We start from the raw sequence: 16,700 nt of genomic DNA, 5'->3' as shown, positions 1-16,700 counted from the left end.
CGAGGATTGTTCCACACGGAGGCAATTTTTACTATAGAAACAAAGCTGTAGAAGGGTCGGCCCTACTTCGGAAAATCCAACCCCATTTCGCGGAAGCGCTCGGGGTCATCGCCCCAGTTTTCGCGAACCTTCACGAACAGGAAAAGATGGACCGGCTGCTCGAGGATTTCGGAGAGCTCCCGCCGGGAGGCCGACGAGATCGCCTTGATGGTTTCGCCACCCTTGCCGAGGGCAATTTTCTTCTGGCTGTCGCGTTCGACGTAGATCACCTGCTCGATCCGCACCGAGCCGTCCTTGCGCTCTTCCCACTTCTCCGTCTCGACATGCGATGCATAGGGAAGCTCCTGATGCAGGCGCAGGAACAGCTTCTCGCGGGTAATCTCCGCCGCAAGCTGGCGCATCGGCAGATCGGAAATCTGATCTTCGGGATAGTACCAAGGTCCTTCGGGCAGCGTCTTTGCCAGATAGTCCATGACGTCGTCGCAACCGGAGCCATTCTCGGCCGAGATCATGAAGGTATGAGTGAAGTCAATCTTCTCGTTGGCGGCTGCCGCGAGCGCCAGCAGATCTTCGCGTTTGACGCGGTCGATCTTGTTCAAGACGAGGATTTTCGGCTGTTGCACCTCCTTGAGGCCCTCAAGGATGGCTTCCGCATCACCGCGCAGACCGCGTTCGCTGTCGATCAGCAACATGATCAGGTCGGCATCCTTGGCGCCGCCCCAGGCCGATGTGACCATGGCGCGGTCGAGCCGCCGACGCGGCTTGAAAATACCGGGCGTATCCATGAACACGACTTGCGCATTGTCGTGGATCGCGATGCCGCGCACGATGGCGCGCGTCGTCTGCACCTTATGGCTGACGATGGAGACCTTGGCGCCGACCAGGCGGTTGACCAGCGTTGACTTGCCGGCGTTGGTCGCACCGATCAGAGCGACGAAGCCCGATCGTGTCGCGCCCGTAGTTTCAGGGGCGTCATGCGCCATATCGTGTTCTTTCGTCATTTATCCCGTCAGTTTCCGGCAGAGGATTTCTGCCAAATGCCTTCGCGTTCCAGCATTCGTGTGGCTGCGACCTGCTCGGCCGCCCGCTTTGAGCGCTCAATGCCCGTTTCGGGCTGAACACCGGCGACCTCCACCGTCACCGTGAAGCGCGGATCATGATCCGGTCCGGTGCGTTCTTCAACCCGGTAGATCGGCGTGATGCCGAATTTGGCATGCGACCATTCCTGCAACTCGGTCTTCGCGTCGCGCCTCGCGCCGTCGGCGCGTGCTGCCCGCTTCTCCCAGAATTTCAGGATAAACCGGCGGGCTACTTCCAGACCGCCGTCGAGGTAGATCGCCGCGATGAGGCTTTCGACCACATCAGCGCGCACATTCATCATACGCTTGCCGGTCAGCTTCTTGACGTCGGCGCCGGTGCGAATGAAGAGGTGCAGGCCAAGCTCATCGGCGACTTCCGCACAGGTATCGGCGCTGACGAGCTGATTGAGACGCACCGAAAGTTCGCCCTCTGTCGCCGCGCCGAACGTGCGGAACAGCAGTTCCGCGACGCAGAGGCCGAGCACCCTGTCGCCAAGAAACTCCAGCCGCTCGTAGTTGCCGCCTTTTTGCGTGCGGGCACTGGCATGCGTCAACGCCCGGTCCAGCCGCTCTTTCTCGGCGAACTCGTGACCGATCAGGGCTTCAAGCCTTGTCCGATCCGCCGCCGAGAGCGTCTGCGCCTTACTCATTCAACGCCCTTGAAAAGACGATCCCAACGCATGTTCGTCGGCCACTTCCAGATCTCGCGGAACGAGGTGTCGTTGCCGAGTGAGAAGAAGATGACGCTGGCGCGGCCGACCAGGTTCTCCGCAGGCACGAAGCCGACATCGAAGCGGCTGTCGAGCGAATTGTCGCGATTATCGCCCATCATGAAGTAGTGACCTTCGGGAACGATGAACTCGCGCGTGTTGTCGCCACGGGAAACCGGGGACTGGTCCAGTGTGTCGTAGCTGACGCCGCTATCCAGGGTCTCGCGGAAAACCGGCACGTCCTGGCCCGGATCCTGCGCGTAGTCGGAATTGAAAGTGCCGTCCGGCACTTTCGGAACCGGCTTGCCGTTCACGTAGAGAACGCCTTCCGTGACCTGAATGTGATCGCCGGGAAGACCGACCAGCCGCTTGATGTAATCGACATCGGGATTCGGCGGGAAACGGAAGACAACGATGTCACCGCGCTTCGGCTCACTCGCGAAGATACGGCCGCTGAACAGGTTCGGCGAGAAAGGCAGCGAGTACTTCGAATAGCCATAGGCGAACTTGTTGACGAAGATGTAGTCGCCCACAAGCAAAGTCGGCATCATCGAGCCGGAGGGAATGGTGAACGGCTGAAAAAACACGGTTCGGATAACCATCGCCAAAATCAGCGCCTGGGCGATGACCTTGATGTTTTCCCAAAGGGCGTTCGGCTTGGTTTCGACTTTTTCGGACACGCAGTCTTATTCCTTAAATGCACCGTCAAGGGCGCAACTCTTGTTTGCTTCTCTCTAGCGGCTTCGGCCGATTGCGGCAATGGCGCCAACATTAAAAGCGACTCTACGTCGCTGATGAGGCACTTTCCGGCATGGCCTCTATGATGACGAAGGCCTGGGCCAAGGGGTAATCATCGGTTATCGTCAAATGAATGGCAGCCCTGTGGCCCGCCGGCAGCATCGACCGCAGCATCTCGGCTGCCCCGCCCGTCAGCCTCATCGTCGGCTTGCCACTCGGCAGGTTCACGACGCCGAGATCCTTCCAGAAAACACCTTGCGCCATGCCTGTCCCAAGCGCCTTGGAGCAGGCTTCCTTGGCCGCAAAGCGTTTGGCATAGGAGGCCGCACGGTTGGCACGCCGATCGGACTTCGCCCGCTCGACCTCGGTGAAGCAGCGATTGGTGAAGCGCTCGCCAAAGCGTTCGAGGGATTTCTCGACGCGCCTGATGTCGATGAGATCGCTGCCGATGCCGATAATCATACGGTTTCCTGTACTGCGTCTAGCAGCCGCATGCGGGCACGCTCCATCAGACGCTCGCGGCGGCGCGTCTGGAAGCCCTTCACGGCGTAGAAGGTTCCGAAGTAGACGATGACGGAAGTCAAAAGCGCCGGCGGGATGGAGCCGATAAGCATCGGCTCGAGAACGGGCCGCCAGAGTTCGGAGAAATGCAACTCATGGAACAATGCACCAAGATCGATCGAGTGCCCCTGCATCGTATCCTGACGAGCGAGCAGCAGGTGACCGATCTCCCAGGTCGCCCCCCAGATAAAGGGATAGGTCAGCGGATTGCCGAAAGCCGCGCAACCAAGCGCGGCGGCGACCATATTGCCGGAGAAGAGATAGCTGAGCACGAAGGCCATAACAAAATGAACGCCGATAAAGGGCGTCCAGGACACAAAGATCCCTGCGGCCACACCCATGGCGACGGCGTGCGGCGATGCCGTCAAGCGCAGAACACGCATCGTGAGATAGCGCAGCGGCCGCAAGAACCCCTTGCGAGGCCATAGCACCTCACGCACTTTTTCACGAAATCCAGCAGGTTTTCGACGTCGGAACAACATGGCGCGTATGTAGTGCAACCCGCACCGGCGTGACAAGAGCGTCAAACCATCTCAGTCATTATTTGCTTGCTGCAGTCTGCAACACTCACCAGGGGCGTGATATGCAATACGCCCCTTCCATTCTTCAAGTATAGATCCGATATTAACGAATACGGAACAGACCGCGGTCAACCTGTCGCTGACGATATTCGAGATCGATACGGTCAAACGAGCCGTTCAGGTAAGCCATTTCGCGTTCTTCAGCAGTCGGTGCGCGCAGTGCGCGGGCGATCTTCTTGATCGGTGTAAACATTTCTTTGCCTCATCTTCTGTTCGTTTCCTGATGACTGGAAGATAGGCGCTCACGGCAGCAATTACCAACGCTCTAACATAAGCGCAGCCATGCGCCGTACGCATATCTAGCCTTGTATCAGTGCGATTTTCGTCACGAAACGATCACAAAATGTGCAGATGGCTCGCCAACCGGCTCCGTCGGCCTACTCGTAAAGCCGGCGGACCGTCGCGACGCATTCCAGATCCTTCATTTGAGCAAGCAGTTGATTCAACTGCCGAAGGTCCCACACCTCAACATCAAGCGTCATTTCGGTGAAGTCGGTTGCCACGCGCACCGTGTTGAACACGCGGATATTGACGTCGACACCTGCAACGGTCTGTGCGAGTTTTGCCAACGTACCGGGCTCGTTCAAGGCATTGACCATGATCCGCGCCATGAACCGCGACTTGTTGGCCTCATCGAGATCCCAGCGAACATCGATCCATCGGTCCGGCTGATCATCGAAATGCTGCAGCGTCGGCGACTGGATCGGGTAGATCGTAATGCCGTTGCCCTTCTCCGTCGTATTCATGATCCCGACGATGCGGTCACCGGGTACGGCGCCTGTCGGCGCAAACTGCACATCGACATTGCTCGAAATGCCGCGGATGGGCATCGTATCCATACCGATATCGGCTTTGAGGTCTGCGGCCGCGCCGTCGACACCCGACTTCGCCTTGCCCGGTATCTTGAAGATCATCCCCGAGGCACTGCGAACATTGAACCAACCGTCGTCACCGCTCGGCTTGGCCGTCACGCGTTCTTCCAGATGGTCCGGATAAACGGCGCGCAACACGTCGAGCGACGACATTTCGCCACGACCGACAGCGGCGATGGCATCTTCGACATCCTTCTGCCCAAGCCGATGGAGCGCGGGCTTCATCGCTTCGCGCGAGAAGATCTTGCCGGCCCGCTCGAAGGTGCGCTCCAGGATGCGATGGCCGAGGCCGGCATACTGCTTACGGATGGCCAATCGGGTGGCGCGGCGGATCGCGGCCCTCGCCTTGCCCGTCACGACAATCTCCTCCCAGGCCGCAGGCGGCACCTGCACGCCGGAGCGAATGATCTCGACCTCATCGCCATTTGCCAGCCGGGTCACGAGCGGCATGATACGACCGTTGATCTTGGCACCGACTGTCGTATCGCCGATATTGGTGTGAACCGCATAGGCAAAGTCGATCGGGGTCGCGCCTCGCGGAAGCGCGATCAGCTTGCCCTTGGGCGTGAAGCAGAAGACCTGATCCTGGAACAACTCGAGCTTTGTATGCTCCAGGAACTCCTCCGGGCTGTCTCCTTCGGCAAGCGCCTCGATCGTGTGTCGCAGCCATGAATAGGCGTTGGATTCACGCGACAGGATATCGTTGTCGGAGGTCGAAGCGGCATCCTTGTAGAGCGTGTGGGCGGCGATACCGAACTCCGCGATCTCGTGCATCCGCTTGGTGCGGATCTGAAGCTCGATGCGCTGGCTGGACGGACCGACGATCGTCGTGTGCAGTGAACGGTAGTCATTCTGCTTCGGCGTCGAGATATAGTCCTTGAAGCGCCCGGGAACCACGCGCCAGCGGGTGTGAACGATACCGAGAGCCCGGTAGCAAGCTGGAATATCATCGACGATGATGCGGAAGCCGTAGACGTCCGAAAGCTGCTCGAAGGACAGCGACTTCGATTGCATCTTGCGGAACACGGAGTAAGGCTTCTTCTGGCGTCCCTTGACGATGGCGCTATTCAGCCCGTTCGCAACGAGCAGATCGCCCAATTCGGTCTCGATCTTCTTGACCAGACCTTCGTTGCGCTTCGAAAGCTCCTCGAGCCGCCCAGTGACGGTCTCGTAGGCCTCCGGGTTGATGTGGCGGAAGGAGAGGTCTTCCAGCTCCTCGCGCATGTCCTGCATGCCCATGCGTCCGGCAAGCGGCGCATAAATATCCATGGTCTCCTCGGAAATGCGCGCACGCTTTTCCGGTGACATGTGATCCAGCGTTCGCATGTTGTGCAGACGATCTGCAAGCTTGACGAGCAGCACACGCACGTCGTCTGAGATGGCGAGCAGCAGCTTACGAAGGTTTTCGGCCTGCTTGGCCTTCTTGGTGACGAGATCGAGTTTCTTGATCTTCGTCAGTCCCTCAACCAGCCGACCGATATCCTCGCCGAAGAGTTCATCGATCTCGGCGCGCGTCGCCGTCGTGTCCTCGATGGTGTCGTGAAGCAGCGCGACGGCGATCGTCGACTCGTCGAGGTGCATGTCGGTCAGGATCGCAGCAACTTCAAGCGGATGCGAGATGTAGGGATCGCCGCTGGCACGCTTCTGTTGTCCATGCTTTTGCATTGCATAGACATAGGCTTTGTTCAGCAGGGCTTCGTTGGCGTCGGGCTTGTATTTCTGAACCCGCTCCACGAGCTCGTACTGCCGCATCATCCCGAAACCACTCCATTAAAAAAGAAAAGCGCGCCAATCACGGATTGGCGCACATGATATGCAATAATATGCCGAAGCAATAACGGCGCAAGGTTGACGATTAGTAATCGTCGCTCTTTTCCGGTGGCACGAGGCCTTCGATGCCAGCCAGAAGCTCTTCTTCCGACATCTGGTCGAAGGTGATCGTTTCGGGCAGATCCTCCTGCTCTTCGCTATCGGCCGCAGCAACGCCGCCAGCTGCAATGAGGCTGGCCGGATCGGGCTCGGGCTCGTCGATTTCGACATGCTTCTGCAGCGAGTGGATCAGATCTTCCTTGAGATCGTCCGGAGAAAGCGTCTCGTCGGCGATCTCGCGAAGAGCCACAACCGGGTTCTTGTCGTTGTCACGATCGATGGTGATCGAGGCGCCCTGGGAAATCAGCCGGGCACGGTGGCTGGCAAGCAGAACCAGCTCGAAGCGGTTCTCAACTTTATCAATGCAGTCTTCTACGGTGACACGGGCCATTGCCTGTCCTTTACGGTCGTGATCTCGGGATTAACACGCCCGATACAATTAAAACCGGACAAATTCAAGTTTTCATTGCGCGAAGCCCCAACCGGCGAAGACGGCAAATTTTGGAACGGAAAGCGGATTTCCACCAAAAGTTGCTTGGAATATCGCGAATCGTGCCCTAAATCTTTCTTATATGAATAGTTCATAAAGTAAGAATTGTTCCAAGCGACCGCATAACCCATTGTTTTATTGGATTTTGACGGAAGCATCAAGATTGCTCACATTGGATTGGTACGCGATGTTTGATCCACGCGAAAAAATTGCTCTTTTTATCGATGGCGCCAATCTCTACGCTGCGTCCAAAAGTCTTGGTTTCGATATCGACTACCGCAAGCTGTTGAAGGCGTTTCAGAAACGCGGCTATCTCTTGCGCGCCTACTACTACACAGCGCTGATCGAGGATCAGGAGTACTCGTCCATTCGCCCGCTGATCGATTGGCTGGACTACAACGGCTACAAGGTCGTGACGAAACCGGCGAAGGAATTCACGGATTCGATGGGCCGCCGAAAGATCAAGGGCAACATGGATATCGAGCTTGCGATCGACGCCATGGAGCAATCGGAAACCGTCGACCATCTCGTCATCTTCTCCGGCGACGGAGACTTCACGACGCTTGTTGAGGCACTTCAGCGTAAGGGCCGAAAGGTCTCGGTCATCTCAACGATGGCAACGCAACCTCCGATGATTGCCGACGACCTGCGTCGCCAGGCCGATCATTTCATAGACCTTCTGTCCTTGAAGAGCGAAATCGGGCGGGATCCCTCGGAGCGACCACCGCGGCCAACCGAAACCGCGACGCCCACCGATCTGGAAGCTTAAGCCGATCAATGGAGTGCCATTGTGTCCGGCAGGAATGCCGGCCCCAGATGGTGACTAGCTGTTGTCCTTGAGCAGACGGCTTTTCTGTCTGTTCCAATCGCGCTCCTTCTCCGACTCGCGCTTGTCGTGCAGCTTCTTACCCTTGGCGAGCGCCAGTTCTATCTTTGCGCGACCGCGATCGTTGAAATAGATCTTCAACGGGACCAAGGTCATGCCTTCGCGATTGATCCCCGCCCGCAGGCGATTGATCTCGCGACCCGAAAGCAGGAGCTTGCGGCGCCGGCGCGGCTCATGGTTGAAGCGGTTTGCCTGCAGATATTCTGGCAAGTAGGAGTTGATCAGCCAGATCTCGCCATCCTCATCAGAGGCATAGGATTCCGCGATATTGGCCTTACCCTCGCGCAGCGACTTGACCTCGGTGCCCTTAAGCACCAATCCGGCTTCGTAGGTATCGATGATCTCATAGTTGAAGCGCGCCTTGCGGTTTTCCGCAACGATCTTCTTGACCACGCGCTCGCTGCCTTTGGGGGCCATGACACACATTCCAAATACTTGAGGGCGCGACTGCCGCGCCCTTCTCTCTTACCTTCTATGTAAGGGAACATCGCCCGCCTGTGAAGGCAGGCGCCTAGTGGCTTGTCTTAGTTCAGCAAGCCGGCATGGCGCATGGCGGCATCGATTGCCGTTTCCGTGGCGGGTTCCAGTGTCGAAACCAGCGGCGAACGCACATTTCGGCTCATCCGCCCCAGCTTTGCCAGGCCATACTTTGCCCCGCAGAGGCCGGGCTCCAGGAAGATTGCCTTGTGCAGTGGCATCAGGCGATCCTGATATTCCAACGCCTTCGCGTAGTCACCGGCAAGCGTGGCAGCCTGGAACTCCGCGCAAAGCCGCGGCGCCACGTTGGCCGTCACCGAGATGCAGCCGACACCGCCATGGGCATTGAAGCCGAGTGCGGTCGCATCCTCGCCAGACAGCTGCTTGAACTCCTTGCCGCACGTCAGGCGCTGCTCGGACACGCGCTCGATCTTACCGGTTGCATCCTTGACGCCCACAATGTTCGAGTGGGCCTTGGCAAGCGCGCCCATCGTTTCCGGCGTCATGTCGATCACCGAGCGGCCAGGGATATTGTAGATATAGATCGGCAGGTTTACGGCATCGGCGATTGCCGAAAAATGCGCGATCAATCCCTTCTGCGTCGGTTTGTTGTAGTAGGGCGTGACGACGAGGATCGCATCCGCCCCTGCCTTCTCGGCGTGTTGAGCAAGTTCGATCGCTTCACGCGTATTGTTCGAACCAGCGCCGGCCATCACGGGTGCGCGCTTGGCTGCGGCTTCGATGCAGAGTTCCACCACCCGTTTGTGCTCGGCATGCGACAGCGTCGGAGATTCGCCGGTCGTACCGACCGGAACGAGACCGCTGCTGCCTTCCTTGATCTGCCAGTCGACGTGGGCCGCGAACGAGGCCTCATCCACTTGTCCAGCATCAGTGAAGGGAGTGACGAGAGCGGGAATGGATCCCTGAAACATGCAGAACTCCTCATGGCCGAATTCACGCTTCGGCCGCATTCCTTGAATATTGGTGGGGCACCATAGTGCGGTGAAATCGCCGCGACAAGCACGCATGGATCGGTTTAGGGCAAATTCCGCTAGCAAATGTGAACGAAGTTTACTGACTTTCGTAAGCTTTCGTTAAGAGGGCTCCCGCCAAATGGTTGGGCGTGTTTTCGTTGTGAGTGTCCCATGAAGAAAGCAGTCCTGATCCTGTCCGCCCTCGGCTTTAGCGCCGCTGCGTGGAGCAGCGCCGCGTCTTCGCTTCCGAACCAGGACACCCCCGTTCCCGATGTAAAGCCGATCGGTTTTGTGCCGCAGACGACAATGCCGGAATCGATCGTCACCGGCTCGATTCCGCGCGGGCAGGCAATTGCACCCGTCAACAGCGATTTGAAGTCCGGCCTGGATGCGCTTTCGGAAAACGATCCCCTGCAGGCGCTTTCCACCCGCGACCGGATGGGACGCGGGACACTGGACCGGCACATTCTGACATGGGCGATTGCGGTCTCCGGGCAGAAGGGCATTCCCTCGACGGAGATTGCGGCAGCGGCGCAGGAATTGCAGGGATGGCCAGGGCTCGCGAAACTACGGGCTTACTCCGAACGCGCTCTTTACGATGAAAACCCTGGCCCGACCGCGGTCTTGGCGGCCTTCGGGCAGACAGCACCGGAGACGACTTCGGGCGCGATAATCCTTTCCCGTGCACTTGTCGCGACCGGCAAACAGAGCCAGGCCGCGAAATACATTCGCAAGGTCTGGCGTGGCGAGACGCTGGACAAGCCGACCGAAGACAAGATTGTGGCGGAGTTTTCCGGTCTGCTCACATCGGCCGATCACAAGGCGCGAATGGACTACCTGATGTATCGCAATCGCGCGGTGCAGGCCAAGCGCTTTGGCGACATGGGTCAGGCCCAATCTCTCTACAAGGCCTGGGCTGCCGTGATGAGCAAGGCGCCCAATGCCGGCGCGCTTCTTGCGGCAGTCGATGGCAAGTGGAAGGGCGATGCCGGCTACCTCTTTGCGCGCATTGAATACCTCCGAAAACAGGATAACTATGCTGAAGCCGCCAAGCTACTGCAGCAGGCGCCTCGCAATCGGGACGAACTGGTCAATGCCGGCGAGTGGTGGAACGAGCAGCGGATCGTCAGCCGAGGCCTCGTCGACGAGGGAGATTTCAAGTCCGCCTACAGGATCGTTGCCAGCTATGCCGCAACGACGCCGACCGACATCGTCGAGGCCGAGTTCCACGCCGGCTGGTATGCCCTACGCGGCCTGCAGGATCCGGCAGCGGCGCAGGCGCATTTCCGCAAGATCCTCGACTTTTCCAATGGACCGATTTCCGTATCGCGCGCCTGGTACTGGATGGGACGATCTGCCGAGGCCGGCGGACCTGGAAAGGCGTCCGAATTCTACGCGAAGGCCGGCAGCTATCCGACGACCTTCTACGGCCAGCTTGCGAGCGACAAGCTTGGCCGCAAGACATTGAATGTGAGTTATCCATCGCCGACCCAGGCCGACCGCCAGCGCTATCTGTCACGCGAAGCAGTACAGGCCATTGCCCGTCTCGATGCAGCCGGCCATGGCTGGCGGGCCAAGAGCTTGTACCTGGCGCTTGCCGAACAATTGCAGAGCCCCGGCGAACTTGCGGTTCTAAGTGCGCAGGCGGAACGTTCAGACGACCACCATCTGTCGCTGCAGGTCGGCAAGATAGCCTACTCCCGCGGCGTCGACGTAGCGGCGCTGGCGTTCCCGCTTGGTGTTATTCCGACGAATGCCAACATCTCCGGCTCCGGCAAGGCGCTCGCTTACGCGATTGCCCGCCAGGAAAGTGCTTTCAATCCGGCCGCCGTCTCGGCCGCAGATGCCCGCGGGCTGCTGCAAATCTTGCCGGGAACAGCGAAGGCCGTCGCCAAGCGCCACAACATCGCCTATTCCAAGGACCGGCTGACGGCAGACGCCGGCTACAATGCAACACTCGGGGCGCACTATCTTGGCGAACAGATCGACGCCTTCGGCGGCTCCTACATCATGACCTTCATCGCCTACAACGCAGGTCCGAAGCGAGTACCAGAGTGGATCGACCGCTATGGCGATCCACGCGGACAGTCAATCGATGCTATCGTCGACTGGATCGAGCGGATCCCCTTCCCCGAAACGCGCAATTATGTGCAGCGCGTGATGGAGAACTACGAAGTCTACAAGGCCCGGCTTGGCCAGCCGAGCGACATCGTCCGCGACCTGACCGACGGCCGCTCCTCCTAATCGCGATTTGCGAATATTGCCGGCCTCGCTAATCTGTCCTCGGCACAACGAGGACGATGGGCGTGGACAAGGCAAGAGATGATCGATTCCGGGCGTTAACCTACCTCACTGAGGATAGACTGACGCTTTATGCGCGAGACTATGGTGGCACCGAGGACACGAACCGGCTGCCGGTCATCTGCCTGCCGGGATTGACCCGGAATTCGCGCGACTTTCACGGGCTGGCACTGTTGCTCTCGACCGACCCGACGACGCCGAGACGTGTCATCACCCTCGACTATCGCGGACGCGGCCACTCCGACTGGGACGCCGACAAGGCCAACTACACTCTCGGCGTCGAAACGCGGGATGTCATCACGGCTTGCGAGCATTTCGGCATCGATGGCGCCATCTTCATCGGCACGTCGCGGGGTGGGCTGATTCTTCATCTGCTGGCGCAAATGAGGTCGGACTTGATCGCCGGCGCCATTCTCAACGACATCGGGCCGAAGATTGAGGCGGAGGGCCTGAAGCGCATTCGCGACTATCTCAATTCCGCCGCGCCGCCGCGCGACTGGCCCGAGGCCGTCGCGTTTCTCAAGGCCTGTCATGGCCGGTACTTTCCTGCGCTTGATGAGCGCGACTGGCAGGAGATGGCTGCAGCAATCTATCGGGACATCGACGGGAGGCTGGTGGCCGACTTCGATCCGGCGATTGCCGCGCAACTGCAGACAATCGATTTCGACCAGCCGTTGCCCGATCTCTGGTCGTATTACGATGGATTGGCTGCAAAACCACTGATGGTCATCAGAGGGGAACATTCCGATCTTCTTTCGAATCGGACCACTGCGGAGATGGCTGCTCGGCAGCCTTTACTGCAAGTGCTCGAAGCTCCGGGTCAGGGGCATGCACCGCTGCTGCATCTTGAGCCGGTCTTATCGCGCATTGCTCAATTCCTGGCGCGATCGGCGTGACGTCGCGCCGCGTGTGTCATCGCAGCACGTTCATGACAAACAAAAAAAGCCCGGCTCGAAAGCCGGGCTCTCCTGATTGACCGAAGTCAGATCAGATTAGAATGCACGCTGCAGACGGAAGTAGCCAGTCGTGACGTCGTCCTGATTCTCGACGTCGAGGTACTGGACCGAAGCCTTAGCGTAGAAGTTCTCTACGATCTGGTAGTCAACCGTGAGGCCAGCCTTCCAAGCGGAGTCGTTGGTGAAGTCGGTAACAGTTGCAGCAGAGCCGCCGTTCTTGACGTTATCGAACCACTGAACACCGGGGGTGATCTTCAGCTTGTCGGTCGCCTGGATGGCGTACTCAGCTGCGATCGTCCATTCGGATTCTTCGAAGTAGGCGTTCGGACCAGATGCCCAAGCTGCTGCGAGGCCAAGCGTGCCCGGACCGATGGCAACCGTACCCATAGCGCGGATTGCGCCGTCTTCCGTGTCGGTGTCGTAACCGCCGATGACCTGGTAGGTGAAGGCACCAGCCTTGCCACCGATGCCGACAGCAATACCGACGTCGTTGGGGTTTTCACCCTCAGCGAAGTGGATGGAGTCTTCGAGTTCGTCAACCGAGATACCGGCGTAGAAGTCGCCAGACTCATACTGATAACGGATCGAGTTGTGCAGCGTCGAGTTCGAAGCCAGAACGTCGGTTTCGCCAGACAGACCGTCATCCCACCAGCTGTAGAACAGACCAGCGCGGAAGCCAGCGATGTCGAGGTAGGCCGAGTCGAGGATCGTTTCCTGGACAGAAGCGTTGTCGGCATTGGCCTGCAGAACGATCACGCCGGTGAGCGGACCATACTCGGTGTCGCTCTTGGCAGTGAACTGAACCTGACCGCGGGTAACCGCATCCCAGCTGGACGGACCAGAGAGGTCATCGCCAGCGTTAACCTGGAAACGGATGTAACCTTCGATCTTCAGGCAGGTTTCCGTGCCCGGGATGTAGAAGTAGCCGGTGCCGTAAGCGTCGCAGACGCGGACATATTCAACCGGTTCCGGCTCAGCAGCAACGATAGCGTCAGCAGCCTGAGCACCGGAAACTACTGCGAGAGCAGCAGCGGAGCCGAGAAGAAGGCTCTTGATGTTCATATTGACCTCCAATTCAAAGTTTCGATCGGGTCTGGGTTTTTCGCCGTTAGAGCAGCGTTCCCTGCCCCATCCCCATGTTTCAAGAAGTCGGACGATCAACCGCCCTCGCTTCCGAAGTTGAAAATACAAGACCGGGACTGTCACGCAATCACCAACTTGCCCGTTTGGGGTATTTGCGACAGCCTTCCGCATGCGCTGTTGCTGAAAGGTCACAAATGCGGCATGCGCCCCTGTCGTTTCTTTATACTTTGTTAAGAAAGCCCTGATTTTGCGGGAGTTTACCCGCGTGGTACGGCAGGCAGCCGCTGTGGATCGTGCCACATTGGAACCAGTTTCTCGCCAGATTCTCGTCTTTTATAGGGGATGCAGATGACAAGGAGTTGGCGCCCACATCAGGGCTGCGCCCTCCATCGGAGCAGAATCAGGTTCGCTGAGTACGGATGATTCTCAATTCGATTCTGCTGACGCGAGATTCGGAGCGCCAAGCGCAGGGGTGGTAGGTCCAAACGAAAGGGACAGTGTGGAGAGAGCCTTCGGTGATGGAGGAACGTCTACGTTTCGTCGCCCGCCTTCTCGAGGGCGAAGGGATGAGCGATGTGTGCCGGGCACTCGGCATCTCGCGCAAGACCGGCTACAAGACTTTCAATCGCTATAGGACGACGGTCTGGAGGCACTGACGGATCGGTTGCCGGCACCGGTGGAAGCCCTGATCGTCTCCTGCAAGAAGGACAAGCTGCACTGGGGGACGCGTAAGATCCGCGAACTTTTGCTCAGGAAGCTCGCCGGCGACGTGCGTGTGCCCTCGAAAAGCACGGTGCATGCCGTCCTCGACCGGCACGGGCCGGACGCTCATGCCCGCCAGCGACAGCGTTATCGGGCAGAGGGAACGGCCTTGTCTCAGGCATTGCTGCCGAACGATCTGTGGTGTGCCGACTTCAAGGGCGAGTTCAAGCTCGGCGATGGCCGCTACTGTTACCCGCTGACGGTCACCGACCAGGCGTCACGCTACCTGCTTGCCTGTGAAGCCTTCGAATCGACAAGGGAGGTGGGTGTGTTCGAGGCGTTCCGGCGGCTGTTTGCAGAGCGTGGCCTGCCGCTCGCGATCCGCAGCGACAACGGCCTGCCGTTCGCCAGCCCCAACGGCCTCTACAATCTGTCGAGGCTGTCGGTGTGGTGGCTGCGGCTCGGCATCGCGCTCGAGCGCATCAGGCCGGGCCATCCGCAAGAGAATGGCCGGCATGAGCGCATGCACTTGACGCTGAAGAAAGAGGCGACCAGGCCACCCGGCAGAAACATCCTGCAGCAACAGGCGCGCTTCGATGCGTTCGTCAGCGAATTCAATCAGGAGCGGCCGCACGAGGCGCTCAACATGAAGGTGCCGGCAGATCTCTACGTCGCTTCGTCACGCCCCTATCAGGGCCTGCCGGAGATCGACTACCCCTTCCACGACAGAGAGGCGCTGGTGACCCATTGCGGCCGCATCTGAATCTACCGCAAGAAGATCAACATATCGACCGTGATGGCCGGCCAGAAACTCGGAATCACGGAAGTCGACGACGGCATTTGGCTCGTCAGCTTCATGCACTATGATCTCGGATATATCGACCTGGAGCAGAGGACCTTGAGAACCATCGACAAGCCGTTCGGCACGAGGTTGTCACCCATGTCTTAGGGACGCTCTGTTACCTATGTCTTCGGGCTGGACAATTGTGTGATGGCGGAGAGGAAGGGATTCGAACCCTCGATACGCTTTTGACGTATACTCCCTTAGCAGGGGAGCGCCTTCGACCACTCGGCCACCTCTCCGGTGGGAGCCTGATAGAGTCATTCGACAGGTGACGCAAGCGCTTTTTCGGCTTTTTCACCTGATGCTGAGGCTACTCAGTTCAACAGCTGCTTGAGATCGGCGGATGCATCGGCAATGATCGCCTTGTCGGGATTGATCCCGGCTTCCAGCATCTTCTTGCCGCTGACATAGGCCTTGGCGTCATTGATCGCATCGACAGCTATGAACGACCCGTTCTTGAAATACCAGATCGAGTGCGCGCCGTCGCGCGCTCCCGGGCGCAGGACCGTCTCGTCATAGCCCATATTGAAGCCGGCGATCTGCAGCTTCACATCATACTGGTCCGACCAGAACCAGGGCCTGGGATCATATGCTTCGTTGCCGCCCGCAATGATGGCGGCAACGGCCTCTGCCTGGTCGACGGCATTCTGCACTGATTCGAGACGGATGCGTCCGCCTTGCCACGGCAGGACCGCGCAATCACCGGCAGCAAAAATCGACGGATCGGATGTGCGGGCAAATTCGTCGACGATGATCCCGTTGGCGACCTCGAGACCGGCCTCCTTGGCGAGCTGGTCGTTCGGGACGACGCCAATGCCGACGACCACGAAATCGACCTCGATCGTAGACCCGTCTGCGAGCTCTGCGGCGATGACCCTGTTATCACGGCCGACGAGGTGTTTTAGTCCTGTCTTCTCTCGGATGACGACATCATGCGCTTCGTGAATCACCCGCATGATGTCGGCCGTCTCCTTGGCGGCGACGCGTTGGAGGATTCGATCGGCCATCTCGATGACCGTGACCTCGAGACCACGGTGGCGGGCGACCGCAGCTGCCTCGAGTCCGATATAGCCTCCGCCGATGATAAGGACACGACGACCCGGGCGCATTTCATCGGCCAGCAAATCGGCGTCGCGCTTGTCGCGCGCCACATAGACGCCTTCGAGATCTCCGCCGATCGACGCCGGCAGCGCGCGCGGAGTCGATCCGGTCGTCAATGCCAGAGTACCGTAGTCGAGCGAGGAGCCGTCCTGCAGCAGGACCTGCTTCTTGTCGCGCACGATCTGCTCAGCCCAGGTGGAGAGCCTGATCTCGACATTGTTGTCGGCATACCAGTGTTCCGGCCGGAACAGCAGACGGTCGAACGTCATCTCGCCGAGCAGATATTTCTTCGTGAGCGGCGGCCGCTGATAGGGCAGCGCATCTTCGGCTCCGATGATGGTGATGGGTCGCATATCCTTGAGCGCGCGCAGTTTCGCGGCCAGCGCAAAACCCGCCTGCCCCGCGCCGATGATCACCAATCTGTCCGTCACGTTCCCACTCCCAGCATCCATTCGCGCGTTCCAGCAAAGGCCTAG

15 protein-coding genes, 1 tRNA gene and 1 pseudogene are annotated in these 16,700 nt (G+C 59.0%); 4 read left to right on the top strand and 13 right to left on the bottom strand.

What is annotated here, in order from left to right; translation table 11 throughout:
- Positions 1–62 precede the first annotated feature (62 nt).
- The 8 genes from era to rpoZ form a co-directional block, all read right to left on the bottom strand.
- Positions 63–1,001, bottom strand: a complete 939-nt coding sequence (gene era, locus BSG20_RS06085) for a GTPase Era (RefSeq protein WP_072372330.1) — start codon at positions 999–1,001, stop codon at positions 63–65.
- Positions 1,002–1,009: 8 nt separating this feature from the next.
- On the bottom strand, positions 1,010–1,729 hold the full coding sequence (gene rnc, locus BSG20_RS06080; RefSeq protein ID WP_024313691.1) for a ribonuclease III: 720 nt from the start codon (positions 1,727–1,729) through the stop codon (positions 1,010–1,012).
- Entirely contained in the window at positions 1,726–2,469 is a 744-nt protein-coding gene (gene lepB / locus BSG20_RS06075) for a signal peptidase I (protein ID WP_072372328.1), read from the bottom strand. Before lepB ends, rnc begins: the two co-directional genes overlap by 4 nt.
- 103 nt (positions 2,470–2,572) lie before the next feature.
- Entirely contained in the window at positions 2,573–2,989 is a 417-nt protein-coding gene (acpS, locus tag BSG20_RS06070; protein WP_072372326.1) for a holo-ACP synthase, read from the bottom strand.
- The gene (locus BSG20_RS06065) at positions 2,986–3,570 is read right to left on the bottom strand and encodes a DUF2062 domain-containing protein (protein ID WP_072372324.1); all 585 of its coding nucleotides are present in this window, start codon (positions 3,568–3,570) and stop codon (positions 2,986–2,988) included. Before BSG20_RS06065 ends, acpS begins: the two co-directional genes overlap by 4 nt.
- A 142-nt stretch (positions 3,571–3,712) precedes the next feature.
- On the bottom strand, positions 3,713–3,862 hold the full coding sequence (locus tag BSG20_RS06060) for a DUF3563 family protein (RefSeq protein WP_065814341.1): 150 nt from the start codon (positions 3,860–3,862) through the stop codon (positions 3,713–3,715).
- Between the two features lie 184 nt (positions 3,863–4,046).
- Positions 4,047–6,296 (bottom strand): RelA/SpoT family protein, encoded by a 2,250-nt coding sequence (locus BSG20_RS06055; protein ID WP_072372322.1) that lies wholly within the window; start codon positions 6,294–6,296, stop codon positions 4,047–4,049.
- 100 nt (positions 6,297–6,396) lie between these two features.
- Positions 6,397–6,801, bottom strand: coding sequence for a DNA-directed RNA polymerase subunit omega (gene rpoZ, locus BSG20_RS06050; protein WP_016553376.1), 405 nt, complete (start codon positions 6,799–6,801; stop codon positions 6,397–6,399).
- Positions 6,802–7,087: 286 nt separating this feature from the next.
- On the opposite strand from rpoZ, the gene BSG20_RS06045 reads away from it, so the two are divergent.
- Positions 7,088–7,669 (top strand): LabA-like NYN domain-containing protein, encoded by a 582-nt coding sequence (locus BSG20_RS06045; protein ID WP_024313696.1) that lies wholly within the window; start codon positions 7,088–7,090, stop codon positions 7,667–7,669.
- A gap of 54 nt (positions 7,670–7,723) precedes the next feature.
- On the opposite strand, the gene smpB is transcribed toward BSG20_RS06045, so the two are convergent.
- Together smpB and dapA are read right to left on the bottom strand one after the other, a co-directional pair.
- Entirely contained in the window at positions 7,724–8,203 is a 480-nt protein-coding gene (smpB, locus tag BSG20_RS06040) for an SsrA-binding protein SmpB (protein WP_072372320.1), read from the bottom strand.
- Between the two features lie 107 nt (positions 8,204–8,310).
- Positions 8,311–9,195 carry a 4-hydroxy-tetrahydrodipicolinate synthase gene (gene dapA / locus BSG20_RS06035; RefSeq protein ID WP_072372318.1) on the bottom strand — a complete coding sequence of 295 codons (885 nt, stop codon included), beginning with the start codon at positions 9,193–9,195 and terminating at the stop codon, positions 8,311–8,313.
- Between the two features lie 213 nt (positions 9,196–9,408).
- Here dapA and BSG20_RS06030 point away from each other — a divergent pair, with 213 nt between their 5' ends.
- Both BSG20_RS06030 and BSG20_RS06025 read left to right on the top strand, forming a co-directional pair.
- A complete protein-coding gene (locus BSG20_RS06030; protein ID WP_072372316.1) occupies positions 9,409–11,481 on the top strand; it encodes a transglycosylase SLT domain-containing protein in 2,073 nt (690 codons plus the stop codon).
- A 62-nt stretch (positions 11,482–11,543) separates the two neighbouring features.
- Positions 11,544–12,434 carry an alpha/beta fold hydrolase gene (locus tag BSG20_RS06025; protein ID WP_244541265.1) on the top strand — a complete coding sequence of 297 codons (891 nt, stop codon included), beginning with the start codon at positions 11,544–11,546 and terminating at the stop codon, positions 12,432–12,434.
- 96 nt (positions 12,435–12,530) lie between these two features.
- On the opposite strand, the gene BSG20_RS06020 is transcribed toward BSG20_RS06025, so the two are convergent.
- Positions 12,531–13,556: a porin gene (locus tag BSG20_RS06020; RefSeq protein ID WP_072372312.1), complete on the bottom strand. Its 1,026-nt coding sequence runs from the start codon at positions 13,554–13,556 to the stop codon at positions 12,531–12,533.
- A gap of 539 nt (positions 13,557–14,095) precedes the next feature.
- On the opposite strand from BSG20_RS06020, the pseudogene BSG20_RS06015 reads away from it, so the two are divergent.
- Positions 14,096–15,228, top strand: a pseudogene (locus tag BSG20_RS06015) (integrase core domain-containing protein).
- 43 nt (positions 15,229–15,271) lie between these two features.
- Here the strand turns inward: BSG20_RS06015 and BSG20_RS06010 are convergent.
- Positions 15,272–15,362: transfer RNA gene (locus tag BSG20_RS06010), tRNA-Ser, on the bottom strand.
- A 75-nt stretch (positions 15,363–15,437) separates the two neighbouring features.
- Entirely contained in the window at positions 15,438–16,655 is a 1,218-nt protein-coding gene (locus tag BSG20_RS06005) for an NAD(P)/FAD-dependent oxidoreductase (RefSeq protein WP_072372669.1), read from the bottom strand.
- Between the last annotated feature and the right edge of the window lie 45 nt (positions 16,656–16,700).

It is taken from the genome of Rhizobium tibeticum, from assembly GCF_900110205.1.
Taxonomy (GTDB): Bacteria; Pseudomonadota; Alphaproteobacteria; order Rhizobiales; family Rhizobiaceae; genus Rhizobium; species Rhizobium tibeticum.
The sequence above is the reverse complement of the archived record's forward strand: the minus strand, read 5'-3'. Positions and strand labels throughout refer to the sequence as shown.

Coding starts and splice junctions, on each gene's coding strand:
- rnc (WP_024313691.1), bottom strand. CDS start 1,729: ATGAGTAAGGCGCAGACGCTCTCGGCGGCGGATCGGACAAGGCTTGAA.
- rpoZ (WP_016553376.1), bottom strand. CDS start 6,801: ATGGCCCGTGTCACCGTAGAAGACTGCATTGATAAAGTTGAGAACCGC.
- acpS (WP_072372326.1), bottom strand. CDS start 2,989: ATGATTATCGGCATCGGCAGCGATCTCATCGACATCAGGCGCGTCGAG.
- era (WP_072372330.1), bottom strand. CDS start 1,001: ATGACGAAAGAACACGATATGGCGCATGACGCCCCTGAAACTACGGGC.
- BSG20_RS06060 (WP_065814341.1), bottom strand. CDS start 3,862: ATGTTTACACCGATCAAGAAGATCGCCCGCGCACTGCGCGCACCGACT.
- dapA (WP_072372318.1), bottom strand. CDS start 9,195: ATGTTTCAGGGATCCATTCCCGCTCTCGTCACTCCCTTCACTGATGCT.
- BSG20_RS06045 (WP_024313696.1), top strand. CDS start 7,088: ATGTTTGATCCACGCGAAAAAATTGCTCTTTTTATCGATGGCGCCAAT.
- BSG20_RS06065 (WP_072372324.1), bottom strand. CDS start 3,570: ATGTTGTTCCGACGTCGAAAACCTGCTGGATTTCGTGAAAAAGTGCGT.
- BSG20_RS06030 (WP_072372316.1), top strand. CDS start 9,409: ATGAAGAAAGCAGTCCTGATCCTGTCCGCCCTCGGCTTTAGCGCCGCT.
- BSG20_RS06055 (WP_072372322.1), bottom strand. CDS start 6,296: ATGATGCGGCAGTACGAGCTCGTGGAGCGGGTTCAGAAATACAAGCCC.
- BSG20_RS06020 (WP_072372312.1), bottom strand. CDS start 13,556: ATGAACATCAAGAGCCTTCTTCTCGGCTCCGCTGCTGCTCTCGCAGTA.
- smpB (WP_072372320.1), bottom strand. CDS start 8,203: ATGGCCCCCAAAGGCAGCGAGCGCGTGGTCAAGAAGATCGTTGCGGAA.